We start from the raw sequence: 24,856 nt of genomic DNA on the forward strand, positions 1-24,856 counted from the left end.
CCTACATCCAGCTTGCTTGCGGAAGCGCAATATAGAAAACCTGACCAAACAGGTAATTAACACCAAAGACAAAAACCAAACCAGTCACGTAATACAGTGGTTTTTTAACTTTGAGAAAAGCCAAGTAAGCGGTAAACGCCAATAGGCTGGCATATAAATAGCCTAAAATGCTGATAGTAACGGCATAACCAATAAGGTATGCGATGCCAAATAGCGACTTGCGATCAATTAGTGCACCTTGCACTTTCTCTACGCCTTTAAGCTTTTGTTGAATTAACAAGGTGGCACAAATCACGATTTGTAAAATCACAATCAAGGTTGGAAAGAAACTCGCATCAACACTCGCGTCTTGATACATAGGGCGATCGAACTGGGAGATGAGCCACAATGCCACAGCGCCAAACACGATCATCAAGGAAGGAAACACAACATTTCGATTAATCATGAACTTACCCAAAATATACAAGTGGTACAAAAGAAAAAGTAACACGGCGCCAAATCGGCGCCGTATTGGGTGTTAGTTGATAAGGGTCGCGAGCGCCTTGGTATCTTGTTCAACAAACTCAGTAAAGGCTTGCGCGTCCAAGTTGTGGATAGTCATCGCACCCTTGGCCATGAACTCTTTAAACTCTTCAGATGCCATCGCCTCATCAAACGCATTGCCTAGAATCTCGATGATCTCATCTGGCGTATCTTTTGGTGCGCCGATCCCGCGCCATGTACCAGTCACAACATCAACGCCCTGCTCTTTTAGAGTCGGAACGTCTGGGATGTAAGCAATACGCTCTTCTGACATCACACCGAGCGCTTTAAGTTGACCTGAACGAAGTTGCGCGATGGCCTCTCCTGGGGTAACCATGGTGACATCAGTGTGCTTACCAAGCACAGCTGGAATGGCTTCAGAGGCGCCGTTGTAAGGAATGGCATTCATCTTAATGTCTTGGTCTTTCTCTAATGACATCAAGTAGAAGTTTGGCGCTGCAGTCGAGGCAAACTTCACGCTACCTGGCTTACTTTTCGCCTCGGCAATCAGGTCATTAATGGTATTGAATGGGCTATCTTTTGACACAAGCACGACCGCTGGATCTAAGTTAACCAAGCGAATCAGCTTAAAGTCATCCGCATCGTGGCGCATCAAGCCCATTTGTGGCAGTGACGCGATTTCACGAGTGACCACGGTCAGAGTATAACCATCAGCGCGCTGTTGAGCGCCAAAGCTCATCCCAACCGCGCCAGCGCCACCCGTGCGGTTCATGATGGCAATGTTTTGTCCCAACACGTCTTTGGCACTGTTCGCTAGGGTTCGCCCTACGGCGTCGGTACCACCACCGGCACCAAATGGCACCACTAGACGAATATTTTTGCTTGGGTAGTCTGCAGCGAAAGCGCTTACAGATAACAGCGCACCAATTGAAATTAGTAGGGTTTTAAGTAGTTTACTCATAGTTAGACCTTTTGAATTTATAATTATCGATAGGTTTGTGTAGGGTTTTGGATTTTTTGTGTTTGGTATTCGTGGACACTCAGTTGCTCGATGGCCATGGCTATCCAACTGCTGATCAGCATGTCATACCATTGCTCGACACCACTGCACGCCACGACGATATTGCCGTAGACAAACGAGCCATAGAACAGGACGTCCTCATCGCGCAACGCACTTGGGTGGAGTTGCTGCAGCTCAACATTGCTGGTGGACTCACGCCAGGCTTGCTGTGCTTTCTTTTGTGCTAAGTGATCAAATGGGATAGTCCAAGACTCTGGGTTCCCTAAAGAGGTTTGATACAAAATCGCCTCTTCAAAGGATGACTCCCAAGGTTTTAGATGTGGGTTCATCACCACTATATGCAGCTCCTGGCGGTTAGTGCGTTCAAACAAGCGCTCGATTGCAGGCTTAACCAACTCGACAGCATCAACAGCGATAGAATAAATATCTCTCATGGCAGCTCCTTATTTGCCTTTCACAAATAACATATTGTAGGACAAGGAGTGACTCAAACAGATAAAGGGCAGATTAAGTACAGGATCACGAACCCTGCACTGCAGGTGCGCTTTTTTTTGATGGCGATCGACTAATTAATCAGAGACTCAATATTATTTGTTCAACTGGTCTATTTTTTGCGGCAACTATATTTATAGATCAAGCTCACAGTTAGAATTAATATTCTAACTCACCATATGACCAAACTTTGACAACACCACAAGTGTCTAACAAACAAGCATTTATACCTTTAAGCTACTGAATTATCACAATCATTTACCCCCATACTAAAGCCTAAGTCAAACTTCGCGCATTAGTATTTCAACGAGATAAAGAGGATGAAGCTGGTTATTTAGATCTTAGAATTGGCATATTTTCATATTAGTGAAAAATATGAACTGGACGATTGGCTGAATTAGTTTCATCGGTCTTCGGCCTATACTTTGTTAGCCATACAATATGATATGCATCACACCAATCTGTACAGGAAGACGAGGGGCTACGTTTTAACCCTAGGCAAATGTTCAGGAGAAAGCCCAACAAAACCACCAGCACTGATTCCCAAAATTCTGTCGAGTTGACCACAGCCGAAGTGCCTTTCTTCATATCAATCAAAAAAATTTCTAAAGAAATTAGGACCAGCGACGATAGCATAGAAGTATCACGGAGAACCTCATGCAAGTAACCACGCTCGACAACAGCATAATCATTAACGAACTTCAAACTGGCGGTAACATTAACCGCGCGGTTCATGAGGGTCGTCGTGCTGATTTTGCCTTGTTCTTGTCGATGTTCTCAGATGATATCCGTGAAGTGACGCCGGTTGATAGCGTTGAAGAGACGATAACAAGCGATGATCTGCTGCGCCGTGAACTTCAGCTGGCGACGCCCCAACCTTTGCGCTCAGACAGTGCTAGCTACGACGTGGGCTCAGAGAATGCACGCCAATTCCAACAAGGTGGTATGGCGAGCTCGAAGCTCAATCACTATCTTACGCCAGAAGCACTGGCTTACCTGCCTGAACATACCCATGATCTGCCTGAAGAGGTCTACCACAACCTCTCTCATCACCAGCAGCGTCGCCTCAATACGCCTGACCAAAAGGCAAAACTTCCGCATCATTTCTATCACCAAATGAATGAAGCACACCGTCGCGATCAGCTTAGCCTGCACGCCTAATGTGACACGCGATCGAAAACACACAGTTTTCTTGACAACAAAATATTTTTTTTGAACCGTTTCACAGCGATTTTTCTACCGTTAAACCATTCTGAAAGAAAATAAACGAGTGTCATAAACCATTAACGGTGGTAACGATTATGAATATCACACAAGCTGTGGTCTTGATTACTTCAGCAGGAAAACCGATTGGCAGAGCTTTAGCAGAGCACTTTGCTCGTCAAGGTGCATCGGTCGTGATCACCGATACCAATCCACAGGCGCTTGAGCAAACCCATCGATTGTGTTCGGTAGACAGCGAAGAGATCTACCCGTATGTGATGCCTGGTCACTCACCAGAGGCGAATCTAGCCCTATTCGACTTTATCGAGCAGACCAACCATCAGGCACCTAATATTGTGCTTAACCTCTGTACTGGCTTTCCAAGCACTGAGCACCTGGATAGCACCAGTTCAGATGAGTTTGTCCATCAACTCGCCAAGGCGACGGGACGCTTGCTGAATCTGGGCAAAGAAGCGGCAAAGCGAATGAAAACGCTCGAGCAAAAAGGCGTGATCATCAATATTATCTCAGACGGTCATATGGTGGAGTTGGTTGGCAGTGACTCGGCGTGCTCGATTGTGCGCGGCTTTACCAAGAGCTGGGCTAATGAATTGCTGCCGTTCAATATTCGCGTTGGCGGGATCTTACCTGCGCCAAGCATCCATTTTTGTGGCAACGTCGCCGCCTCACAGGATGAGCTTATCCGCCATACCGAGTACATCGTCGCCAATGACCACTTCAATGGTCGCGTGATGGCGGCGCAAGTCTAGCGCCGGTGTGCGGTTCGATGATCCGAAACCGCACACTTTCTTGCTTCAAACTTGCTCCAATATCGCCTCACTCGCTTGCTCAATCAGGTCAAGCACCAGCTCGAAACCTTGCTCCCCACCGTAATAGGGATCAGGGATCTCTTGATAATCGGAGTCTCCAAAGCTCAAAAACAGCCTCAGCTTGTATTGATACTCAACTGGGCAGCGGCGCATAAGATCGCGCAAGTTGTCTTTATCTGCAGCAAGGATCAGATCAAAGTGCTCAAAATCACTCTCAATAACTGGGCGCGAGCGAATGCCCTTAAAGGAGTAACCGCGCTGCTCTCCCGCGAGTTTGGCTCTGTGATCAGGCCCACTACCCTGGTGGTAATCTATTGTTCCCGCTGAATCGACTTCGATATCAATGCCATGCTGATTGGCTTTGGCTCGCAGTACCGCCTCGCCTGTGGGTGAGCGACAGATGTTACCCATACACACCACCAAAATGTTGCTTACTCTTCTGCTTTTCATCTAATGCCTGTCTTAATGTAACCTAGTCTCCTGCGTGTATAGCCTAGCAGCCAAATCACAGTCTAGTGCGTTTCCCTTTGTCTCATAAGCCTAGGCACTACAAGATAAGGAATCGATAAAGCCAAGATTATATCGATTAAGACCCTAATAAATCGAGGTTTTTGTTCATTCGCTTCTAGGCTATGATGACAACAGGAACACTTCAAGGACAGCATAATGAGCGACAGCACGACCAACTCAACCAAAGACCAACGCCATCAGCAGCGCCAGCAAAAGGTCAAACAACAAGTCGATGAGAAGATTGCCGCGGCGCAAGAAGAGAAGGGCCTGATCTTGGTGATCACTGGCAATGGTAAGGGCAAGTCCACCTCAGGTTTTGGCACCATCGCCAGAGCCGTAGGTCATGGTCAACGCTGCGCGGTGGCTCAGTTTATCAAAGGGACATGGGAAAATGGTGAGCGTAACCTTTTAGAGAAGTTGGGCGTAGAGTTCCAAGTGATGGCGACAGGCTTCACCTGGGAAACCCAAAACCGCAGCGCTGACACACAAGCTGCCCAAATCGTCTGGCAAGAGTGCAAACGCATGCTCGCCGACGATTCACTCGATGTCGTTCTCTTTGATGAGTTAACCTACATGATCACTTACGGCTACATCGACCTGGATGAAGTCATCGAAGCCCTATCCAACCGACCAAAGATGCAATCGGTCGTCATCACCGGTCGCGCCGCCCACCGCAGCCTAATCGAACTCGCAGACACTGTATCGGAAGTAAGAAACGTCAAACACGCCTTCGAATCCGGCATCAAAGCCCTCAAAGGCGTTGACTGGTAAAAACCATACAGGGGCGGGGAGCGAGTTTCACTGCGTTCCGAGGAGCGAGTGGTTCAACGCATGTGGCAAATTCCTCGATTCTCGCCTCCCGATTCTCGCTTCTGAGTAATCAGGGGCGGGGAGCGGGGTTCACTTCGTTCCGAGGTGCGAGGAATGCAGCGTGCGCGTTAGTACCCTCGCTCTTATTAAGCTTGTGATCGACCTTGCTCTTTATTTACTTGGAGCACATTCAGTCCGGGAGTCCGAAGAAACATAACGCGTGCGTCAATCCCCTCGCTCCCCGTAGGGCGAAGCCCGTCCTCGAACCCCGCCCCTGTTTTTAAGGTTTGAGCGCAAGCACAGAATCAATATCCTCAGCACTGTGGCGCTCAGGAACCTGCTCCCACTCTTCTCCCCACGCTCGATTGACGATGCGGCCACGCTGCACTGCTGGGCGCGCCTCAATCTCTTTCGCCCAGCGGCGCAGGTGCTGATAGCTCTCGACATCTAAGAACTCGCCCGCGTTGTATTGATTACCAAGCACCAGGTTGCCATACCACGGCCAGATGGCGATATCGGCAATGGTGTATTCATCACCAGCTATGTATTTGTTGTTTGCCAATTGCTTGTCGAGCACGTCCATCTGGCGTTTGGCTTCCATCGTAAAGCGATTGATTGGGTACTCGAATTTTTCTGGTGCGTAGGCATAGAAATGGCCAAACCCACCACCGAGATAAGGGGCCGAACCTTGTAGCCAGAATAGCCAGTTCATTGTCTCGGTCTTGGCGGCGATATCACTTGGCAAAAACTGATCAAATTTTTGCGCAAGATGAAGCAAGATATTGCCCGACTCAAACACACGAATTGGCGTGTCACCAGAAAGATCGAGCAGCGCCGGGATCTTAGAGTTTGGGTTAATCTCAACGAATCCCGAGGAGAATTGGTCACTGTCACCAATCTTGATGATATACGCGTCGTACTCCGCCTCTTTGACCCCGGCTGCAAGCAACTCTTCAAATAAGATAGTGACCTTCTGGCCATTTGGGGTCGCCAGTGAATGTAGCTGAAATGGATGATCGCCGACTGGCAAATCACGCTCAAAACGCGCGCCAGAATCAGGGCGATTGATCCCGGCCCATTCGCCGCCATTCTCTGCATCATTGGTCCAAACTTTTGGTGGGATGTACTCTGTAGCCATACTTGGTTATTCCTTATTTTGGTATTGTGCCAATTTCCGATCCTGAAACCCGCTGTATTGAGCAGCAGAGGGCTCCACTTACAATTCCTCTCCATCCTACAGAGAATAGTACAGCGGAAAAAGCGAGAAAGTCGGGTTTTGGGACAATTCGGGTCATGTGCCATCCAGCTAAACTACCTGTAGAACCGCACCTATGATATTGGTCACCAGCTTTATATCTCTTTTGCAAAACCAAGCTGTGCCCAACCCCCACATTGCAGCAAAATGGAATTTCATTTGGTATGACTAATCAATTTGCTCTGCTTTGGCACCATGCGTCAACATAAGTTAGTTTATGTGATCTACCTCACCAATATTTGCTTCAGCAAGCCGTTTTGTACAAAATTACCGCAGATTTATTTATCGATTGAGACCAAAGTGTTAGTGAAGTTAATCACCTTGATAGATTTATGGTATGACAAATAGTCGACATGGCCCGCACTTTTCAAACTTGCCGATAGTTTCATCACAATCTACGATTGCTTAAACAGCGACATCGGTATATCCTATGCCGCGTAAATCATATAATCATACAATAATGCTTTTAGGAGTTTGATATGACTAAACCAGTAATTGGTTTCATCGGTCTAGGCCTGATGGGCGGCAACATGGTTGAGAACCTACAAAACCGTGGCTACGAAGTAAACGTAATGGACCTTAACAAAGATGCAGTAGCAGCTGTTCTAGCTCGCGGTAACGCATCTGAAGCTGCTTCTGGTAAAGAACTAGCTGAGAAAAGCGACATCGTAATGCTATGTCTAACAACTTCTGAAGTTGTTGAGAAAGTAGTATACGGCGAAACTGGTATCCTAGCTGGTATGTCTGAAGGCAAAACTCTAATCGACTTCGGTACTTCTATCCCAGCTTCTACTAAGAAGATCGGTGCTGACCTTGCTGCTATCGGCGCAGGCATGATCGACGCTCCTCTAGGCCGTACTCCAGCTCACGCTAAAGATGGTCTACTAAACATCATGGCTGCTGGTGACATGGAAACTTTCAACAAAGTTAAGCCAGTACTTGAAGAGCAAGGCGAAAACGTATTCCACCTAGGTGCACTAGGTTCAGGTCACGTGACTAAGCTTGTAAACAACTTCATGGGTATGACTACTGTTGCAACTATGTCTCAAGCATTCGCTGTAGCTAAGCTTGCTGGCGTTGACGGTCAACAGCTATTCGACATCATGTCAGCTGGTCCATCTAACTCTCCATTCATGCAGTTCTGTAAGTTCTACGCTGTAGATGGCGAAGAAAAACTAGGCTTCTCTGTAGCGAACGCTAACAAAGACCTAGGCTACTTCCTTGCTCTATGTGAAGAGCTAGGTACTGAGTCTCTAATCGCTCAAGGTACTTCTACTAGCCTACAAGCTGCTGTTGACGCAGGCATGGGTAACAACGACGTACCAGTAATCTTCGACTACTTCACTAACCTAAAGAAGTAATCAACTCGAAGAGTTAACTCAAGCAACTTTTGCTTTTGAGATGATAAGGGTCACGCCATGTGGCCCTTTTGCTTTTTTACATAAGCGATCCGCTGCCCCCTCCCCTTTGACACATCTGTCATTCTCAACCTCTGCCAGTTTAACTGTAACCTGCAAAACTAAAGCAGTTCTAGGCTCAATGTCATTTGAATAACGTTATGCACGCTTAGTGCTGATCACTCAATCAATCACCATACGATGCATAAATGATAATAATTACTATTTGCAATTGATCTAGGTCAATTTCATCTAGCACATTTTCTCTATGATACCCATGTAAATGATAATTATTATCAATAGATATATTACCTGCTCAAAAGTTTTAAGGAAAAGCAGTATGTCCTTGTTAAAGCCCAATATGGCCTCAGTCTCTCTTTTGCTCCCCGTTCTGACAACACCAGTTGCCCACGCCAATAATGATTACACCCTGGCTGAAGTTAAACACAGCACAGAAACCATGGTCGTGGTTGCCTCGCGTACAGAGCAGTCGATCAACGACGTTGCGGGCAGTGTCGCACTGGTCTCGGCCAACGATCTTGAAAAGCAACTTGCGAGTGATATTGAGCAAAGCTTGCGTTACGTACCGGGTGTCAGCATGAATGGTAACGCACGTTTTGGCGCAACTGATTTCAATGTCCGTGGTATGGATGGCAGTCGCGTAAAAGTATTAGTTGATGGTGTAGAACAGCCTATCGCATACGGCTCGGGGATCTCTGGAACGGTAATGAACGTACTGGGCAAGGGCCAAGGACAAGTAGAAGTCGATACACTACAAGCGATAGAGGTAAATAAAGGCTCATCTTCAAGCCTATACGGCAGTGGTGCCCTAGGTGGTAGTGTATTGATGCGTACGAAGAATGCCGATGACCTTCTTCAGGGAAGTGCTGGCCATGTGAGTATTGACGCGGGTTATCAGTCGAGTGACGATAGCTATAAAACAACGATAAATGCCGCACGTCAACTGTCAGAGGACGTTAAGGCTATGCTCATTTTCACCCACCGCGAAGGCAACGAAACCTCTACCCACGGAGATGGTGCCGACGTCCTTGGTGAAGAGCGTGGCGCTGCAGACCCGATGAGCTACTCATCAAACAACATACTTACCAAAGTTGAGGTGCAAGCTAGTGAAAATCATCACTTAAGATTCACTGGCCAATATTTTGAGCAAGACTCACAAGGTAACAACCTGTCTTTCGAAGGCACTTCTAGTGGTTTTGATACCTACTCTAACTATCGATTTCAAGATAAACAGCAGCGTGCTCAAGCTGGTATTGAACACCAATATTCAGCCTACAACTCTCTGTTCGATAATTTAACTTGGAAAGCAAATTGGCAATATTCACGAGCAGAGAACCAAACCTTTGATACCCTCACCGGTCTTTTACCCGGCTCAGAAGTGAATCGCGAGCGACAACGTGATGCACAAGATTCGTCTATCCAGCTTGATGTCCAGTTTGATAAAACCATCACTACTGGCGCCGTGGATCATGACCTCATCTATGGTTTTACCATTATCGACAGTACCTTTGAGCTTGAAACTCGTGATATCACTGATAAAGGTGACGATACCAGTGGTGTGGTAGAAATGCCGCCTAAAACCGACGTACGCAAGGCAGGTCTATTTGCCCAAGATCAGATGTACCTGATGAATGACCGCCTGATCCTGACCGCTGGCTTGCGTTACGATATGTTCCAATATCGCCCGGAAGCCGACTCTCGTGAAATTGATGGCAATACTGGCGAATATCACGACCTTGATGCGAGCGCATTTACAGGCCATTTGGGTGGGATATTCCACTTCACAGATACAACCAGCGGCTTTGCTAAGTACTCGCGCGGTTTTAAAGCACCGACACCAGAAGAGCTTTACTACAGTTTCGAGCGCAACCCGGTACCAGGTATGCACGTTATTGTGCTGGCAAACCCTGATTTAAACCCAGAGACCAGTGACTCGATTGAGGTTGGCCTGCGCCAAAACTACGCACTTCTTAACTGGGAGCTGTCGGCATACTACAACGACTACAATGACTTCATCAATTCTGTCTCATGGGAAGAGGAGCATGATGGTAGTACCTACCTGTACCAACGCAATGAAAACATCGAAAATGCTCGCATTTACGGAATCGAGCTAACCAGCATGCTGCACATTGGCGACATGAGTCAGCTTCCAACAGGCAGCTTTGTGAGAATGGCAGGTTCTTGGTCTGAGGGTGAAGACAAAGACACAGGTAATGCTATCGACAGTATCGCGCCACTGACAGGTGTCTTTGGAATCGGTTTTGATCGCCAAGATCGCCTATACGGCTGGGAATCAACTCTAACTGCAGTCGCCGGCAAACGTGGCTCTGACTGGAGTAATGAGAATAATCTCAACACCTCGGGCTATGGCGTCGTCGATGTCACCGCCTATGCGCAGCCAGTAAAAAACCTAACCGTCCGAGGTGGTGTATTCAACCTATTTGATAAAAAATACACCAACTACAGCCGCGTTAAGGGACTGACAAAAGCCTCTGTTACAAACCCAGATGCGCTGACATCACCTGGTATGAACTTCGGTCTAAACGCAAAATACGTATTCTAAAGCCTAATCAATTAATCGCCTCCCACTAATAAGGGAGGCCGATTACTCCGGTATAAACAATGAAAAAACAGCTCATTCTACTAGCATCAATATTGCTCCCTAGCCTGTCGACCCATGCGCAAGATCGTATGGTCAGTGCCGGCTTTGGCGTCACTGAAATCATCTATGCTCTGGAGGCGCAAGACAAACTTGTCGCGGCAGACTTCACTAGTCGCCACCTAATAGAAAATGATGACGTCAGCCAAATTGGACTTCATGTTCAATTAAACACAGAGGGTCTGCTCTCACTCAACCCAACTCACCTAATCGGCACTGATGAAATGGGACCGAAAACCACGCTTGACCAAATTGATAGCGCCGGTGTAGAGGTGGTTACAATCCCCTCAGGACAGGACGTCCCACACTTACTCTCTCGTATCATGAGTATTGCAGACATTGTCGAGGCACAAGAAAGCGCGATACACCTTAAGCAGCAGGTCCAGGAAAGCATCTCTGAAATGGAAAAAAACCAGTGTGATACCAAGCCAAACGCCGTCTTTTTTATGCTCGACATGGGCAGTGGACCTCGAGCTGGTGGTGCAAACACCGCAATCGACACCATCATCACTTTAGCGGGCGGTAACAACCCGGTCGCGGAGCATATTTCCGGTTATCAAGCACCCAATATGGAAGCTATCGTCGCCATGCAGCCTGAGCACATCATCATCAGCCAGCGAGCATGGGATACATACAACAGCACCGAAAAGCTTCTTACTAAACTACCACTGATGCGGTCCACCCCAGCAGGCATCAATGGCAATATAGCCGTGATTCCAAGTGGGGCTCTACTGGGTGGTTTTGGGCTTGCAAGTATCGAGGTCGCAAAGGACCTTAATCGTATATTCTGCCAACTCTGATGCCTATTAACTTAAGTAGGCATTAAAAGTGTTCCAAATGTGGATAGATTAGGCAACCAATCGCCTAATAAAAAAGGACAGGCTTAGATAGTTCTGTCCTTTTTTATAGCAGCTGCCGCTTTCTTTTAGTGCTCGGCTATACTCCCTTGCGAATAGCACACAACATTGCTCTCTTAAAAAACTCCTCGCTCCTCGAAGGGCAAAGCCTGTATCCGCCCCTCGTCTACCGTCTTTTCATAGTATCCATTTCAAAACAAAAAACACACCGAGACTGACGAGCGTAGTCAGCAGAATATTGCGCGATATACGCGCTAGCACCACGGCGAAAACGGCGGCAAGCAGATAAGGTAAGTTATCGCTAAAACTCAGCTCACCATGTGGCATAAATACAATCGGCCCCCAAATAGCCGTTAATACCGCAGGGCTGGCATAGCTCAGAAAGCGCTGCGCCCCACTACTTAGTCTCAGTGGCACCTTAGGCTCAAGGAACAGGTAACGGCTAGCAAAGACAATTAACGTCAGCACGAGTATAGATACATAGACCATCGGGTTATCGCTCCCCACTCACATAGCCAACCGTCATTCCGATTAGACTGGCTAACACAAGGCCACTCTCCACCTGCCAATATGCAAACAGTACCGCAGAGATCAGTGCAGATAGCGCGGCCAGTAGCGTCGACAACGTTTTGATATTCGGCACTACAATCGCAATAAAAGTCGCCGCGACGGCAAACTCCAGACCATACTGCTGTAAATCAGGAATTTGACCACCGATCACAATACCCACCAGAGTGGCTAAATTCCATATCAAGTAAAAGGAAACGCCAGCCCCAAGGGCATACCAAGGATCGAATCGTTCAGGCTTTTGGTGACCGCATAAAGCAAATAGCTCATCGGTAAGCAAAAACCCCAGGGTGATCCGCCAGCGTAGTGATAGCGGCGCAATATGTCGACGCATAGTTAGGCTATACAGTAGGTGTCGTGAGGTAATAAAGAAAATGGTGACCATCATAGTCGCCAGGCTGGCCCCAGCCTTAATCATTCCCATGGCGACAAGTTGAGCGGAGCCTGCGAATAAAATCGCGCTCATCGCCTGCCCCTCGAGTGGCATTAAACCAGAGTCAATTGCGAACGAACCTGCAAGAAAGCCCCATGGCACTACAGCAAGGCTTAGTGGCACCATTGCTACCGTGCCCTTAAATAACATACTTATTCGATTCGAAAAGTTATTCTGAGCCATCCCTTATCCTTACATACCATGACCTGCGCCGCTTAAAGATACGCTTTAACAGTCAATTATTCAGGATAAAGGTGATGGAAATCAATAGGAAAGTGATTTGAATTAAATACTCGGTAGCAACACTCTACTACCGAGTTAGTCTGTCAGTTCTTATATGAAGGTAGCGCCTCGTCTATACTATAAAATAAGCAGTACATTAGAAGCCGATCGAGTTCACTCTACTACTTCATCATTAATGCTGTTATAGGTTTCTTCCCAAACAGGGAGCAACTGGTCAGCGACATCACTACTATCCCCGCCGTAGGTGTCATCCCCCCAAGTGACTAAGTTACCATCCGATTTCAGTGCAGCGAAGGCATAGTTGTTTGCAAATATCTCTTGCACGTCCTGTTGTAACTGTTCTGTAACACCGCTGTTATCCCCACCCCAGCGATTATCACCCCAAGTAACAACGCTACCATCAAGTTTTAGCGCTGCATGGGCATACGCAGTTGAATACACCTTACTCACACCGCTTGTTAGATGTTCAGCAACACTGCTCGCGTCACCACCATAATTAGCGGATCCCCAAACCACGGCACTACCATCCTTTTTCAGGGCAACAAAGGTATAGATATTTGAATATACCTCAACCACTTCCGCTTTAAGCTGCTCTGCAACACTGCTGCTATCACCACCAAAAGTAGCTGACCCCCACGTAACAACGCTGCCGTCCGATTTGAGTGCGGCAAAAGCACCGTTAGAGGTTCCTCGTTGAGTTGAATAAACCTCTACCACCTCTCCTTCCAGTTCATTAGCCACACTACTACTGTCGCCACCAGAACCGCTCCCGCCCCATGTTACAACACTGCCATCAACCTTAAGTGCAGCAAAGGCTCTTCCGTTGGGGATTATCTTACTCACACCTTCACCCAGCTGGTGGGCAACCCCGCTGCTATCACCACCATTATTACGAGAGCCCCACGTCACTACGCTACCATTCGATTTAAGTGCGGCAAACGCATAACGATTGGAAAACACTTCAACTACACCCGACTCAAGTTGGTCTTGAACTTCGCTCGCATCACCTCCAGAAGAGCTGTTTCCCCAAACGACAAGGCTACCGTTGGATTTCAGTGCAGCAAACGCCCCTTCACCTGTCGAATAGACTGAAACAACATCTCCTTTGAGCTGATCAGCAACACTACTGCTATCCCCACCAATTGAGTTACCCCAAGTCACAACGCTACCGTCATCCTTTAGTGCAGCAAACGCTTTGTCACTCGAGAACACCTCGACCACGCCTTCCTCTAGGTGATCTGCAATACTGCTGCTATCTCCACCAACATCACTTAAGCCCCAGGTAACAACGCTTCCATCGGATTTCAGGCCAGCAAAAGCGCCCTGATTAGCTGAGAAAACCTCAAAGACATCGGATTTAAGGTAATCTGCAACGCTGCTGCTATCCCCTCCTGCATCTGAGCGCCCCCAAGTAACCAAACTACCATCGGAGATACGTGAAGCGAACGAAAAGTTAGTTGAAGAGGCTGTACTTACAACCGAAGGCGTGTTGATCGCAAGGGCACTGTCGATCAATCCATCATTATGAGCAATCGCCTTAAAACTAATTGCCTTACCATAATCATCATGATTAATGGTATAGCTCTCATCAGTCGATAATAACTCGTCTGAAACATACCATTGGTATTCAATCTCACTGCATTCTTGGCACTCAACGTAGCCATCTAATGTGTTACCGACCTTATACTCACCATCGATAGAAATCGCGATCAAAGTTGGTGCAACACCACCTGGCTGAGGGTCTTCTGATGAGTTACAACCGACTAAAAGTGATGCGATTGTCAATGTGATAAATTTCAATTTCATTGTTTAATCCTGTTCTAAGATACTTCCAAATATGCAGAAGTTCGATTCAGATTAAACGACTTAAAAATAAGATAAATTAATGAAAAATAAAGAATACTATCAAAAAATTAACTGTATCAATGGTTATTATTTTTTAGGGGGGAGCTGAATGGTGTACTTTATTTCTTTTCTATTCAAGGCTGCTCCCAATCAAAGAAGCTGTAGGCTATCTCCTATGCATGTTGCTCTATTTGAACGCGCAGAGTAGCAGTAAGCTATAGGAAAGAGTGCAACCTAGGTGTTTCGTCCCTTTTGAAAGTCAAGTTCAATCGGTTACTTTTAAATGGTTGCACCTGATATCTTGCAGATTAAGCGCCTTACAAGTTCTCTTGCTTCCCTATCGTAGGATTCTGGCTGACATCCACTAGGTACTGACATTCAAGCCAGTCACGACCAATCAGTAACTTATCGTTCATGCTGCTGCGATCGCGTAGATTCACCTGAAGAGTGCGCGCGTATTCGTCTTTTACAATAGTCAAATCGACACTATAACGAATATCAGACCCCAGTGAGTTCTTAATGCTTCTCACCGACACAATCGGCGCTTCGTATTGCTGGTACTCGCCAAGTTCATTTTCGGTAACAAAACGCACCTGTTTGCCAACATTTGCCTTGAGGTCATCGTAACCATCGATCACTTCAATATTCGTCGCATGCAGTGAAGAACGCGTCGCTCCAGTATCAATTCGTGCGCGGTACACCGAATCTATCTCTTGAACCGTGATGAACTCTTTTTCACCAATGATTGCCATACTCTCTACCGAACAAGTATCGGCAAAAACCATAGGACTTAGTGTAAACACAGCACCAAACAGACAGGCTAACTTATTATTTTTCATTATTTTCTTCCTTGAGGACGTCTCAGTGCACACCTTACGCAATTCCAAGTGAAGGTCAAATGACAAATAAACAAACTGGGAGTAAGCAAGAAAAAAGGGGATTAAACTAATGTAAGCGGATATTACTTGATTAAAGAGCATTCAAAACTGAACTATAATCGGCCCTATGGCAGTCGCCTACACCATTACTTACTAAAAAAAGATGCTGGATAATCAAAACACATCACAAAACTTCCGTACTTATTACGACGGTTGATATAGGACGACTGGCGTCTATTAGGACAGTCGCTGAGAACCTCTGGCTAGTAGGCTCTCACTGCTGGTTCGTTGAAAGCATAAGTCACCTGCCAACCATCGCCAAACTCATCTCGCTGTACCAGCAGTTCTCCCTCAACAACGATCGCATCTCGCAATAAAATATTGGGAACGCCTTGTGGGTATTTGACGTGAACCATTTGATTAGCCGGTGGCGGTGGTACATGAATACATGCGCCAAAGTAAGGCACAAGAAGAAACTCTGTCACCGCCTCATCGTTCCAATCTAAAGGCACTACAAACCCACCTAAAGCTAGCTCTTGATCGACCAGTTGTTGGTTGACAAGGGCGGCGTCAAATCCAACAGATTGTGGCTGTATAAAAGGGTCTAGCTCATCATGCTCTCTAGCGCGTTGTTTCTCTTCAGCCATTATCGCGACCAAGGTTTCCCTTTGACCTGGTTCAATGAGCTGATCCCAAGATGCCAAAGGGCGTCCTTCGCTCTGTTCTTGTGTGGCAAACCCACATCCCCAGATAACACTCGATAACAGGGTTATGATTAGTCTTCGCACAGTATTTCTCAAAGTCATAAACGGAATAGGCACCTTCAATCAGAAGGTGCCTCAAAATTAAAATGCCACTAAGACTTAACGATTAACCAGTGCAAAACGGCCATCCATATCAACTTTCGCCCAGAAGGTGTCACCAAACTGACCGACTAACCAAGTGTTATCACACTCTTCACCGATATCGTCTGGCATGCTAGTCATAAATTCAGCTCGGTATGCTTGAGTTGAGATACACTGAGACTCGACCAAAGGTTGCCACTCGCCTTCTTTTAATACTGCTAGGGTTAAAGCGTCTGCACTCTGGTCTGTACTAACCGCAATCTCAAATACATAATCATCCGCACGAACTTGGTCATCAAGCACCCAGCTGTTTGCTTGGTCAAGACGATTTGGTGATTTTTGCGCCAGCAGCTCAGGGTAACTCAATGGCTGCTTGCTGATTGCGTTCAAGTTTTTGTGGTCGCCATCAGCTTCAATGTCCTCTACCGAGGTTCCCGGCCAACCTGGCTCTGTCGTAATGTCCTTCTCTGCACCAAAGGCATTGATGTACGTACCAGTCTGGCTTTGCAGTCCATCAATGATCAAGATGTCCGATGCGGTTTGTGTATCGCCCGACGTCCAGTTAAGAGAAACCAGTTTCTTCATGTCGTAGGTTGCCGGATACCAGTGCATTCGCTGACTGCCGTTAACTACAAAACGCTGTGCGTGGTTGTAGTTCAGACCAGAGCGACCATCAACGACAAAATGCTCACCCGACGGGTTACCAATCTCATCATCTTCCGCGCTACGGATGGTAGGTTTTACAATCATGTATTCCCACATACGATCAATAGCTTCTGGATCGCTCCAGCCCATCCAATTCGCCCCATCAAGTGCTTGGTCCACTCGATTAAATACGTCATTTTGACCATCGATAATGCGTGCTCGTTCACCATTGTTTGAGTAACAGTTCACGGTACGATATTTACTGTCTACTGCACTGTAGTACTCGCCAGTAAATGGCACGCTAGTTGGAAATACGACTTTGTCACAACGGTTATTGGTGCGAACAAAGCGGTCAAACAGTTTCCAGTCCGCTGAATCTAATAAGTCAGCTGAATCGGTGAAGGTGTCGTAAAACGCTGAATAGTTAATTTCATCACCCTGAATATCGAACCATGATGCGTTGACCATCAAATCACCTGTCGCCACCATATCACGTTCGATCATCTCGTCCGTCCACTCTGGGCGGTTATCTCGGTCAATTGAGCGTGGGCTTTGATAACGTGTTTTGTACATTACCAAGCTTTGCAGTTTTTCAAACTCACCAACGCGGTTGTAGTAACCTTTCTCCGATGCATTACCAGTGACAATATGATGGAAGAAACGATGGTTCGTTTGGGTGCCTGACATAGTATCCATACCAGCACCGTTATCCCATATCACTGAGCGGCTGTATTGATGGTCATGACCAGACACAAACATCACGTCATTTTTAGTAAACAGACTGCGCCATTTTGGGAAATCGCGGGTCAACATGTCATTTTCACGTTGGTCGTTCCAACGAGCTGTGACGCGCTCCATAGCAACACCACCACGGTAAGGTCCAACGAATGGGCTATGAGTCGAGACAAAGACGTGCTCAACGTTGTCACCACGTCCAGTAATCGCTTCCTCCGCCCACTCATAGGCGTAAGGCATATCTTGGTCAGAGATCTGGACCATTAACACGTTTCCACGCGTATACGCGTAAGTTTGGAACTCACGCCCTGGCATATGGTTAATGTTTTCGCGTGGAATAAACTCTTCCATAATGCGTTTCCAAGTGTAGTTGTCACCGGGTTTACGATCATGGTTGCCCATTAGGGGCAAGAAAGTAATCTGATCAGTGTATTGACTCGCGAGTGCTTTCCACTGCTCATATTCGTGCTCAGTATTGCTATTAGTAAGATCACCCACGGCAATAACAATATCGACTCCCTGATCACGATACAGATCGAGGATCGCCTCCATCTGGTTGACGGCCACATTATCTCCACCGCCTTGCGTGTCGGTCAGAATACCAATCTTGGTTGAAAGGGTTGGGGCCTGATTATCGTCTGAGGTATCGCTGTTACTGCTGTTACAACCTGACAAAAGAGCAGCCGAGATCAAAGCTGCACATGCGGTCTGTGTGAAATTCATACTTACATCCTAATAGCACTGAATAAATTAAGCGCGTCAAGTTAGATGTAATGGATTACATTTTGACTAATTCAGAGTGTCATTTTTATTTCACCCTCATGACTGGTTTGTTAATTTCATCCAAACAAAAAGTTTTGCCATGCTCTACGAGCGATTTATTTAACTTTAACTATTGAATTTATTAAATTTTAATTACTAACCTGCCAGATTGGCATTTCCGCGAATCATCCACCAATAGACTCTCACAAACATTTTGTTACGATTATCGCAAACGCTATTGCCCGAATTATGTACTTGGCTGCATCAAATATTTGAATAATTTGCACTTTTGTCGCCCACGATCGACACACTACATTCAGTATTCTGAATTTAGCCTTCAAATAGCTGTAAGGCGCTATTTTTTTACTTATTCTCCTGTATGATGTGCCGCTGTTTCACTGTTCAACCCAATCATCTACTGTAGCTATTTCATGAATAAAGTCACTAACCAAGCGATACTCTTGCTGGTTTTCGCCAACCTACTCGCCTCTTTTTCTGATGTTTCATTGAAAGTACTCAACGGTGAAGTGCCCACTTTCCAATACGTTTTCATTCGTCAACTACTGAGCGTGCTGCTGCTATTGCCGTTTTGGCTTAAGCTTCCACGAGACACTCGCATGCAAGGCGGTTGCCGGATCAACTTCCTGCGTGCCCAGTTTATTTTGGTTGGTAGTGGCTGTGCGATGATTGCTATCACCCACCTGACGTTGGCCACTGCTAATGCGATGTTCTATGTTGGCCCGATTCTGATGCTGCCGCTGTCGATTGTGCTGCTAAAAGAGCGCCCGAATGCGGGTAAAGTGATTGCGACCTTGATTGGTTTTATGGGTGTGCTTATCGTTCTGCGCCCTGAACACTTCCATTGGGCCGCGATTGCAGGCCTAGGTAGCGCACTGGCGATGGGGGTGGGTAATATCCTGATTAAGCGCCTGCCTGGTGAACAACATATCATCTCAACCTTGTTCTGGACCAGTCTAATGACGCTGCCACTTGCCCTAGCCTTCGCTGTGCCGCAATGGGCAGAGATCGAATGGCGTCACGTTGGCTGGATTATGGCAATCAACCTATTTGTACTTGGCTATCACGCCCTAGTGGTTATCGCCTACAAAAAAGCCCCCGCTAACCAAATCGCTTTAGCAGAGTATTCAGGCCTAGTATTCGTCACCCTATTCGGCGTAATGTGGTTCGATGAGATCCCAGATCTGCTCACCCTGGTCGGAATCGGATTAATCGTCATCCCAATGATGCCAATCCAATGGCGCAAGCTCCTGCCAAACACCCAACCAAAACAATTAGAAAACTAAAAAGCAGTAGCGAGGGGCGAGGACACTTCGTTTCGAGGGGCGAGGAGTCCCAACATACCTGGACCCCCTCGCTCCCCTTAGGGCAAAGCCCGTCCCCGCACCTCGCCCCTTTTTTAAATTTCAGTCATTTCATTCAGAGTGAACTGCTCAACCGCACCCTCAGTCGCCGCCATGTACTCGGCAAGATGCGTGTTACCCATATGAGTTTGCCATAGCTCACGCGACTCCCAGTTTTCAAAGAATAGGAAGTGTGCTGGGTTTTCATTGTCTTGATGCAGGTCGTAGTTGATGCAACCTTCTTCTGCACGCGTGATATCAATCAACTTAAGCAACTCTGCTTTAACTAGCTCAATTTTGTCTTGTTTCGCAATGATGTTTGCAACGATAGTTAGTTTAGCCATGGTGTCTTCCTCACGTTAGTAATCCGCTTAACCTGATTACAGAATAGCGGGCAATTGCTACGGGATATATGCGATAAAACAAAACATATTCTCAAACTAAAATTGATAATCATAAAACAAAGGAACGAGGTTCGGGTACGGGCATAGCCCTTCGAGGTGCGAGGAGGACAATCCAGCCTGCAGACTACTCGCACCCCGGAACGAAGTGTTACTCGCTCCTCGCCCCTAAATAAAAAAAGAGCCACATCGATGGATGTGGCTCTTTTTTTATTTTAGCTGGTGCCGCCCAAGTATCGAGTGCGATAGCGTGGTGCCATCGACAAGATCGAGCTCACCGCCGACAGGCACGCCGTGGGCGATTCGACTGGCAGAGACCTGATGCTCTTTACACAGCTCAGCAATGTAGTGAGCGGTTGCCTCACCTTCCACTGTTGGGTTCGTCGCAAGAATGACTTCTTTGATATCACCGCGTCGCAGGCGAAAATCAAGGATATCCAAACCAATGTCACTCGGCCCTATACCATCAAGTGGAGATAGGTGTCCCATCAACACGAAATAGCGTCCAGAGTACTGACCAGTCGCTTCTACCGCAGCGATATCTGCTGGGCTCTCAACAACACAAAGTAATCCGTTTTCTTGGCGTTTGGGGTTAGTACAAAGATGGCAGGTTTCTTGTTCAGTGAAAGTTCGACACTCTTGGCAGTGTCCAATCTCGGTCATCGCTTGGGAGAGCGCATCGGCGAGTTGCAAACCGCCTTGGCGGTCGCGCTGTAGCAAATGAAAGGCCATGCGCTGAGCCGACTTGGGACCCACCCCAGGTAAGCAACGCAAGGCCTCCATCAAATGCTCCAGCATAGAACTGGATCGCATTATGTAACCTGATTAGAACGGCATTTTCATGCCTGGTGGTAGCTGCATACCGCCAGTAACTGCTGCCATTTTCTCTTTTTGAGTCTCTTCAACGCGACGAGCTGCATCGTTGAACGCGGCTGCGATCAAGTCTTCTAGCATCTCTTTGTCATCTTCCATTAGGCTCTCATCGATTACTACGCGACGAGTACTGTGGCTACCTGTGATAGTCACTTTAACAAGGCCAGCACCCGCTTCACCGGTTACTTCCATGTTTGCGATTTCTTCTTGAAGCTTTTGCATGCGATCTTGCATTTGCTGGGCTTGCTTCATTAGGTTGCCCATACCGCCTTTACCAAACATTGTATACTCTCTGGTTGGATTAGTTTCTGATGACATGGGGGTAACGGTTCCCGTTTTCAACCCCCATGAGTTAAATTGGTCGCACGCTCTCGCTATCGAGGGCGGCGTCAAATCGGTTCAGCATGAACTGGACGTGTTGGTCCTGATCCAAGCTGGTAAATGCTTGCTGCAGTCGCACTTGATAAAGCTGCTCTCTCAACTCTAGCGGGGTTTGCCCCTCTTCACCAATCACAATCGACAATTCATGTGGCTCGCCTAGTGTCTTATCGATAGCATCCTTGAGTTCGGCTAAGGCACGATCTTTATTCAGATGTGCTTGGCTGCTGCGCAAGGTCAAGGTGATGCGGTTCTCCTGCTGGCTGAAATAGGAGTTCAGCGCGAGCTGCTCCACCAGCTTAGGGATCTCCAAGCGACTGATGAGTTCAGCCCAGCTGTTTTGCACAATCGACTCATTAAGCAGCTTCTCCACCATCTCGGGTGTTTTTTCATGCTCAAGTGATTGCTTGATCTGGGTTGGCGTCAGCTCTTTATCCACCACCTCGACGATAGGTTTGCTCGGTGTCCACTGGTACGGCTGCTGTTCTTGCGCTGCCGCCGGTGCGTTATCGGTATGAGAAGGCGACACCGTTGGCGCTTCAAGCTGCTTTTTCGCAACGCGATCCAATACGGATTCGCGCTGAGCAGGACGCTTTACAGATGCCGCACTAGGCTTTTTTCCAGGCGTACCCTTCTCTTGCTGGCCACCACGACGAGAGCGCAACTGATGACGTAAACCACCAATCGAGGTACCGGTGCTAGTCGGAGCAGGTTCAGGTGCAACAGATGCTGGCATAGATGCCGGCGCCGATGACATTGGCTGAGATGATATAGGCTGAGCACCATCCATATCCGGATAGCCCATCGGAGGTGCATCCATTGGTGGGGGCACATCCATAGGTGGCTCACTAGGCGGCTGGTAAGCTGGCTGTGAGTGATTCGAAACGGGTGCAGTTTGTGATGGTGCACTTGGTGTAGGCGCATTTTGTGCAGCCTGATCTGGAGCATGACTCACCGCAGGTTGACTCACTTGAGGTACCACTGGTGCAGCGACTGGGCTTTGCGTCGGTGCTTGGCTCACATTGACTGTAGACTCAGTCGAAATCACGTTGGTGATAGTGCCTTGAGTAGGACGAAACGCCAACATGCGTAGCAAAGTCATTTCCAGCCCCACTCGCTCATTAGGAGCAAACGGCAGCGACTCGCGACCTTTGAGTGCAATATCATAGAACAGCTGAACATCAGCTGGGCTAAGCTGCTGCGCCAGTAAAGTCAGCTTCTCAGCATCCGGCTGCGCTTTATCTAGGGTTGCAGGCAGAGCGTGATACATAGCGATGCGATGCAACTGATTGGCAAGCTCTTGCAGCAAGTTGTCCCACTCGACACCATTGCTGGCTAGCGTCTGCACACTGGCCATAATCGATTCAGCTTGCTTGCTCGCGATAGCTTGCAGGATATGCAGGGCATGATCGGTATCGAGCGTGCCCAGCATATGTGACACAGTCTCAGTATCAACCTGACCGTTACCCAGTGCTATCGCCTGATCTGTTAAACTCAGCGCATCACGCATACTGCCATCGGCGGCATGCGCAATCATACCTAGTGCACGTGCCTCAGCCGTCACCGACTCCTTTTCAAGCACGCTATCGAGCTGCTCATGGATGGCATCAACAGAGATTGGCTTAAGGTGGAACTGCAGACAGCGCGACAAAATCGTCACTGGCAGCTTTTGCGGATCGGTAGTGGCGAGTAAGAACTTAACGTACTCCGGCGGCTCTTCCAGCGTCTTCAACAAGGCGTTGAAACTGTGGCGTGAGAGCATGTGGACTTCATCGATCAGGTAGATCTTAAAGCGACCACGCGCAGGCTTGTACTGAACGTTATCAAGCAGCTCACGAGTATCTTCCACTTTGGTACGCGACGCCGCATCGATTTCGAGTAGGTCAACGTGGCGGCCCTGGTCAATCTCGATACAGCTCTCACACTGCCCACACGGCTTGCTGGTGATCCCCGTTTCACAGTTAAGTCCCTTGGCAAACAATCGGCCAATAGTGGTTTTACCCACGCCGCGTGTACCCGAGAACAGGTACGCGTGATGGAGGCGATTTTGATCAAGGGCATTCTCAAGTGCCGTCAAGACGTGAGCCTGTCCGACAACCTGATTAAACGCTTTTGGACGCCACTTACGGGCCAGTGCCAAATAACTCATCGATTAGTGACCGTCAAACTCACAAATGCTATAAACATTCAGACCCATGGCCTCAAGGCGCTTGTCGCCCCCGATTTCAGGCAAGTTGATAACAAACGCTGCATGCTCTACCTCACCACCCAGCTGACGGATCAGCTTAGTGGTTGCTTCAATCGTGCCACCAGTGGCCAGTAGATCATCAACAACCAGCACTTTATCACCCTCAGAGATAGCATCAACGTGGATCTCTAATGTGTCCGTGCCGTACTCAAGCTCATAAGATTGACCGATGGTTTTACGCGGCAACTTACCCGGTTTACGCACAGGAACAAAACCGATACCCAGTTCAAGAGCCAAAGGCGCACCAAACAGGAAGCCACGCGCTTCAGTGCCCACTACCTTGGTAAAGCCCATGTCTTTATATTTTTCTACCAAAAGGCCGATTGTCGCTTGGTAAGCGGCAGCGTCCTCAAGCAAGCTAGTTACATCGCGAAATAGGATGCCTGGCTTTGGGTAATCAGGGATGCTTTTGATGCTCGATTGGATAAGTGAAATGGTATCTGTGGTCATAATGAAGCTTTCTTTGTTTGACTTACGGTTGAGTTTGCAACCGAGTTAAGTGATCAGTCTTGATTAAAACGCATCACTTAACTCGATTGGTATAAGCATAGCAAGCACGCTTGCTGGTGTTTTGTTCAATTGTAAGGCACGTCAGTCACATCCCTTACAACAAGGCAGCCATCTTAGTTATTTTCTTGGTTATCGGCAACCGACTCGATCACCGGAAGACGCAGAAACCAACTAAGTAGGATACTCATCATGGCTATTAGCATAACCTTTAGCCAAAGTTTGGGAACCACAATGATTGAAAAGCAGAAGCTAATCACAATCAAAATCGCCCCCCGTTGTTTCACGCGGCGCGACACACCCCGATGAGTATGCCAGTTACGAATAATCGGCCCAAAAGTCGGATGCCGATGCATCCAATCATGCACCCTTTGGCTGCCGCGCATAAAACAAGCACTGGCGAGCAAAATGAACGGCGTTGTCGGCAAAAGCGGCAAAAACACCCCCAGCGCGCCTAAAATCAGACATACACTGCCCGCAAAGTTCCACAGCCATTGTTTAAGCTTATTAATAATCTTTACCTCAAGCGCGCAGGTACGAGGCGCGGGTTTCGGGCTAAAGCCCTCCGAGTAGCGAAGAGGGGATGCGATGGACTCG

At 47.6% G+C, this 24,856-nt stretch carries 24 protein-coding genes; 7 read left to right on the forward strand and 17 right to left on the reverse strand.

The genetic code is table 11. The features are described 5' to 3' along the window. Nucleotide 1: 1 nt before the first annotated feature. From ACSTTG_RS07650 to ACSTTG_RS07660, 3 genes are all read right to left on the reverse strand, one after another. Nucleotides 2-445: a tripartite tricarboxylate transporter TctB family protein gene (locus ACSTTG_RS07650; RefSeq protein WP_438474344.1), complete on the reverse strand. Its 444-nt coding sequence runs from the start codon at nt 443-445 to the stop codon at nt 2-4. A gap of 72 nt (nt 446-517) precedes the next feature. Continuing rightward, nucleotides 518-1,444: a tripartite tricarboxylate transporter substrate binding protein gene (locus tag ACSTTG_RS07655; protein WP_438457830.1), complete on the reverse strand. Its 927-nt coding sequence runs from the start codon at nt 1,442-1,444 to the stop codon at nt 518-520. 23 nt (nt 1,445-1,467) lie between these two features. Next, entirely contained in the window at nt 1,468-1,938 is a 471-nt protein-coding gene (locus ACSTTG_RS07660; protein ID WP_438457829.1) for a hypothetical protein, read from the reverse strand. Nucleotides 1,939-2,653: 715 nt separating this feature from the next. On the opposite strand from ACSTTG_RS07660, the gene ACSTTG_RS07665 reads away from it, so the two are divergent. Beyond that, nucleotides 2,654-3,157, forward strand: coding sequence for a VC2046/SO_2500 family protein (locus ACSTTG_RS07665; RefSeq protein ID WP_438457828.1), 504 nt, complete (start codon nt 2,654-2,656; stop codon nt 3,155-3,157). 140 nt (nt 3,158-3,297) lie between these two features. Continuing rightward, on the forward strand, nt 3,298-3,969 hold the full coding sequence (locus tag ACSTTG_RS07670; protein WP_438457827.1) for an SDR family oxidoreductase: 672 nt from the start codon (nt 3,298-3,300) through the stop codon (nt 3,967-3,969). A gap of 45 nt (nt 3,970-4,014) precedes the next feature. On the opposite strand, the gene ACSTTG_RS07675 is transcribed toward ACSTTG_RS07670, so the two are convergent. Beyond that, a complete protein-coding gene (locus tag ACSTTG_RS07675) occupies nt 4,015-4,479 on the reverse strand; it encodes a low molecular weight protein-tyrosine-phosphatase (protein ID WP_438457826.1) in 465 nt (154 codons plus the stop codon). 216 nt (nt 4,480-4,695) lie between these two features. Between ACSTTG_RS07675 and cobO the strand changes: the two genes are divergently transcribed. Then, nucleotides 4,696-5,310, forward strand: coding sequence for a cob(I)yrinic acid a,c-diamide adenosyltransferase (gene cobO, locus ACSTTG_RS07680; protein ID WP_438474345.1), 615 nt, complete (start codon nt 4,696-4,698; stop codon nt 5,308-5,310). A 319-nt stretch (nt 5,311-5,629) separates the two neighbouring features. Here the strand turns inward: cobO and yghU are convergent, their stop codons facing one another. Continuing rightward, nucleotides 5,630-6,487, reverse strand: coding sequence for a glutathione-dependent disulfide-bond oxidoreductase (gene yghU, locus ACSTTG_RS07685; RefSeq protein WP_438474346.1), 858 nt, complete (start codon nt 6,485-6,487; stop codon nt 5,630-5,632). Nucleotides 6,488-7,083: 596 nt separating this feature from the next. Here yghU and ACSTTG_RS07690 point away from each other — a divergent pair. The 3 genes from ACSTTG_RS07690 (at nt 7,084) to ACSTTG_RS07700 (ending at nt 11,481) form a co-directional block, all read left to right on the forward strand. Continuing rightward, complete coding sequence (locus ACSTTG_RS07690) at nt 7,084-7,965, forward strand: NAD(P)-dependent oxidoreductase (protein WP_438457823.1); 882 nt, start codon at nt 7,084-7,086, stop codon at nt 7,963-7,965. Nucleotides 7,966-8,341: 376 nt separating this feature from the next. Beyond that, on the forward strand, nt 8,342-10,585 hold the full coding sequence (locus ACSTTG_RS07695) for a TonB-dependent hemoglobin/transferrin/lactoferrin family receptor (protein WP_438474348.1): 2,244 nt from the start codon (nt 8,342-8,344) through the stop codon (nt 10,583-10,585). A 59-nt stretch (nt 10,586-10,644) separates the two neighbouring features. Then, complete coding sequence (locus ACSTTG_RS07700) at nt 10,645-11,481, forward strand: heme/hemin ABC transporter substrate-binding protein (protein WP_438474349.1); 837 nt, start codon at nt 10,645-10,647, stop codon at nt 11,479-11,481. Between the two features lie 234 nt (nt 11,482-11,715). Here ACSTTG_RS07700 and ACSTTG_RS07705 read toward each other — a convergent pair whose 3' ends face one another. The 6 genes from ACSTTG_RS07705 to ACSTTG_RS07730 form a co-directional block, all read right to left on the reverse strand. Continuing rightward, nucleotides 11,716-12,027 (reverse strand): AzlD domain-containing protein, encoded by a 312-nt coding sequence (locus ACSTTG_RS07705; protein WP_438474351.1) that lies wholly within the window; start codon nt 12,025-12,027, stop codon nt 11,716-11,718. A gap of 4 nt (nt 12,028-12,031) precedes the next feature. Beyond that, nucleotides 12,032-12,721, reverse strand: a complete 690-nt coding sequence (locus ACSTTG_RS07710) for an AzlC family ABC transporter permease (RefSeq protein ID WP_438474352.1) — start codon at nt 12,719-12,721, stop codon at nt 12,032-12,034. Nucleotides 12,722-12,934: 213 nt separating this feature from the next. Next, nucleotides 12,935-14,587: an RCC1 domain-containing protein gene (locus ACSTTG_RS07715; protein WP_438474353.1), complete on the reverse strand. Its 1,653-nt coding sequence runs from the start codon at nt 14,585-14,587 to the stop codon at nt 12,935-12,937. Between the two features lie 356 nt (nt 14,588-14,943). Further along, on the reverse strand, nt 14,944-15,465 hold the full coding sequence (locus tag ACSTTG_RS07720) for a putative ATP-dependent zinc protease (RefSeq protein ID WP_438474354.1): 522 nt from the start codon (nt 15,463-15,465) through the stop codon (nt 14,944-14,946). 302 nt (nt 15,466-15,767) lie between these two features. Further along, complete coding sequence (locus ACSTTG_RS07725; protein ID WP_438457817.1) at nt 15,768-16,208, reverse strand: DUF3299 domain-containing protein; 441 nt, start codon at nt 16,206-16,208, stop codon at nt 15,768-15,770. A gap of 159 nt (nt 16,209-16,367) precedes the next feature. Next, the gene (locus ACSTTG_RS07730; protein ID WP_438474355.1) at nt 16,368-18,452 is read right to left on the reverse strand and encodes a metallophosphoesterase; all 2,085 of its coding nucleotides are present in this window, start codon (nt 18,450-18,452) and stop codon (nt 16,368-16,370) included. Between the two features lie 470 nt (nt 18,453-18,922). Between ACSTTG_RS07730 and ACSTTG_RS07735 the strand changes: the two genes are divergently transcribed. Continuing rightward, nucleotides 18,923-19,795 carry a DMT family transporter gene (locus ACSTTG_RS07735; RefSeq protein ID WP_438474356.1) on the forward strand — a complete coding sequence of 291 codons (873 nt, stop codon included), beginning with the start codon at nt 18,923-18,925 and terminating at the stop codon, nt 19,793-19,795. 113 nt (nt 19,796-19,908) lie between these two features. On the opposite strand, the gene ACSTTG_RS07740 is transcribed toward ACSTTG_RS07735, so the two are convergent. The 6 genes from ACSTTG_RS07740 to ACSTTG_RS07765 form a co-directional block, all read right to left on the reverse strand. Beyond that, nucleotides 19,909-20,196, reverse strand: coding sequence for a putative quinol monooxygenase (locus ACSTTG_RS07740; RefSeq protein ID WP_438457814.1), 288 nt, complete (start codon nt 20,194-20,196; stop codon nt 19,909-19,911). Between the two features lie 267 nt (nt 20,197-20,463). After that, a complete protein-coding gene (recR, locus tag ACSTTG_RS07745; protein ID WP_438474357.1) occupies nt 20,464-21,066 on the reverse strand; it encodes a recombination mediator RecR in 603 nt (200 codons plus the stop codon). Nucleotides 21,067-21,078: 12 nt separating this feature from the next. After that, nucleotides 21,079-21,408 carry a YbaB/EbfC family nucleoid-associated protein gene (locus tag ACSTTG_RS07750; RefSeq protein ID WP_438474358.1) on the reverse strand — a complete coding sequence of 110 codons (330 nt, stop codon included), beginning with the start codon at nt 21,406-21,408 and terminating at the stop codon, nt 21,079-21,081. A 70-nt stretch (nt 21,409-21,478) separates the two neighbouring features. Continuing rightward, the gene (gene dnaX / locus ACSTTG_RS07755; RefSeq protein WP_438474359.1) at nt 21,479-23,653 is read right to left on the reverse strand and encodes a DNA polymerase III subunit gamma/tau; all 2,175 of its coding nucleotides are present in this window, start codon (nt 23,651-23,653) and stop codon (nt 21,479-21,481) included. Between the two features lie 3 nt (nt 23,654-23,656). Beyond that, nucleotides 23,657-24,202, reverse strand: coding sequence for an adenine phosphoribosyltransferase (gene apt, locus ACSTTG_RS07760; RefSeq protein ID WP_438457811.1), 546 nt, complete (start codon nt 24,200-24,202; stop codon nt 23,657-23,659). 173 nt (nt 24,203-24,375) lie between these two features. Next, nucleotides 24,376-24,771 carry a YbaN family protein gene (locus ACSTTG_RS07765; protein ID WP_438458385.1) on the reverse strand — a complete coding sequence of 132 codons (396 nt, stop codon included), beginning with the start codon at nt 24,769-24,771 and terminating at the stop codon, nt 24,376-24,378. Nucleotides 24,772-24,856: the final 85 nt, after the last annotated feature.

The organism is Vibrio glycogenivorans, assembly GCF_051660965.1.
Lineage (GTDB): Bacteria > Pseudomonadota > Gammaproteobacteria > Enterobacterales > Vibrionaceae > Vibrio.

What these genes read in the sequence shown, in the direction of transcription:
- ACSTTG_RS07750 (WP_438474358.1), bottom strand. Translation starts at nt 21,408, where the DNA reads ATGTTTGGTAAAGGCGGTATGGGCAACCTAATGAAGCAAGCCCAGCAA.
- yghU (WP_438474346.1), bottom strand. Translation starts at nt 6,487, where the DNA reads ATGGCTACAGAGTACATCCCACCAAAAGTTTGGACCAATGATGCAGAG.
- ACSTTG_RS07660 (WP_438457829.1), bottom strand. Translation starts at nt 1,938, where the DNA reads ATGAGAGATATTTATTCTATCGCTGTTGATGCTGTCGAGTTGGTTAAG.
- apt (WP_438457811.1), bottom strand. Translation starts at nt 24,202, where the DNA reads ATGACCACAGATACCATTTCACTTATCCAATCGAGCATCAAAAGCATC.
- ACSTTG_RS07690 (WP_438457823.1), top strand. Translation starts at nt 7,084, where the DNA reads ATGACTAAACCAGTAATTGGTTTCATCGGTCTAGGCCTGATGGGCGGC.
- dnaX (WP_438474359.1), bottom strand. Translation starts at nt 23,653, where the DNA reads ATGAGTTATTTGGCACTGGCCCGTAAGTGGCGTCCAAAAGCGTTTAAT.
- ACSTTG_RS07740 (WP_438457814.1), bottom strand. Translation starts at nt 20,196, where the DNA reads ATGGCTAAACTAACTATCGTTGCAAACATCATTGCGAAACAAGACAAA.
- ACSTTG_RS07655 (WP_438457830.1), bottom strand. Translation starts at nt 1,444, where the DNA reads ATGAGTAAACTACTTAAAACCCTACTAATTTCAATTGGTGCGCTGTTA.
- ACSTTG_RS07675 (WP_438457826.1), bottom strand. Translation starts at nt 4,479, where the DNA reads ATGAAAAGCAGAAGAGTAAGCAACATTTTGGTGGTGTGTATGGGTAAC.
- recR (WP_438474357.1), bottom strand. Translation starts at nt 21,066, where the DNA reads ATGCGATCCAGTTCTATGCTGGAGCATTTGATGGAGGCCTTGCGTTGC.
- ACSTTG_RS07705 (WP_438474351.1), bottom strand. Translation starts at nt 12,027, where the DNA reads ATGGTCTATGTATCTATACTCGTGCTGACGTTAATTGTCTTTGCTAGC.
- ACSTTG_RS07730 (WP_438474355.1), bottom strand. Translation starts at nt 18,452, where the DNA reads ATGAATTTCACACAGACCGCATGTGCAGCTTTGATCTCGGCTGCTCTT.
- ACSTTG_RS07695 (WP_438474348.1), top strand. Translation starts at nt 8,342, where the DNA reads ATGTCCTTGTTAAAGCCCAATATGGCCTCAGTCTCTCTTTTGCTCCCC.
- ACSTTG_RS07715 (WP_438474353.1), bottom strand. Translation starts at nt 14,587, where the DNA reads ATGAAATTGAAATTTATCACATTGACAATCGCATCACTTTTAGTCGGT.
- ACSTTG_RS07700 (WP_438474349.1), top strand. Translation starts at nt 10,645, where the DNA reads ATGAAAAAACAGCTCATTCTACTAGCATCAATATTGCTCCCTAGCCTG.
- ACSTTG_RS07735 (WP_438474356.1), top strand. Translation starts at nt 18,923, where the DNA reads ATGAATAAAGTCACTAACCAAGCGATACTCTTGCTGGTTTTCGCCAAC.
- ACSTTG_RS07650 (WP_438474344.1), bottom strand. Translation starts at nt 445, where the DNA reads ATGATTAATCGAAATGTTGTGTTTCCTTCCTTGATGATCGTGTTTGGC.
- cobO (WP_438474345.1), top strand. Translation starts at nt 4,696, where the DNA reads ATGAGCGACAGCACGACCAACTCAACCAAAGACCAACGCCATCAGCAG.
- ACSTTG_RS07665 (WP_438457828.1), top strand. Translation starts at nt 2,654, where the DNA reads ATGCAAGTAACCACGCTCGACAACAGCATAATCATTAACGAACTTCAA.
- ACSTTG_RS07710 (WP_438474352.1), bottom strand. Translation starts at nt 12,721, where the DNA reads ATGGCTCAGAATAACTTTTCGAATCGAATAAGTATGTTATTTAAGGGC.
- ACSTTG_RS07720 (WP_438474354.1), bottom strand. Translation starts at nt 15,465, where the DNA reads ATGAAAAATAATAAGTTAGCCTGTCTGTTTGGTGCTGTGTTTACACTA.
- ACSTTG_RS07670 (WP_438457827.1), top strand. Translation starts at nt 3,298, where the DNA reads ATGAATATCACACAAGCTGTGGTCTTGATTACTTCAGCAGGAAAACCG.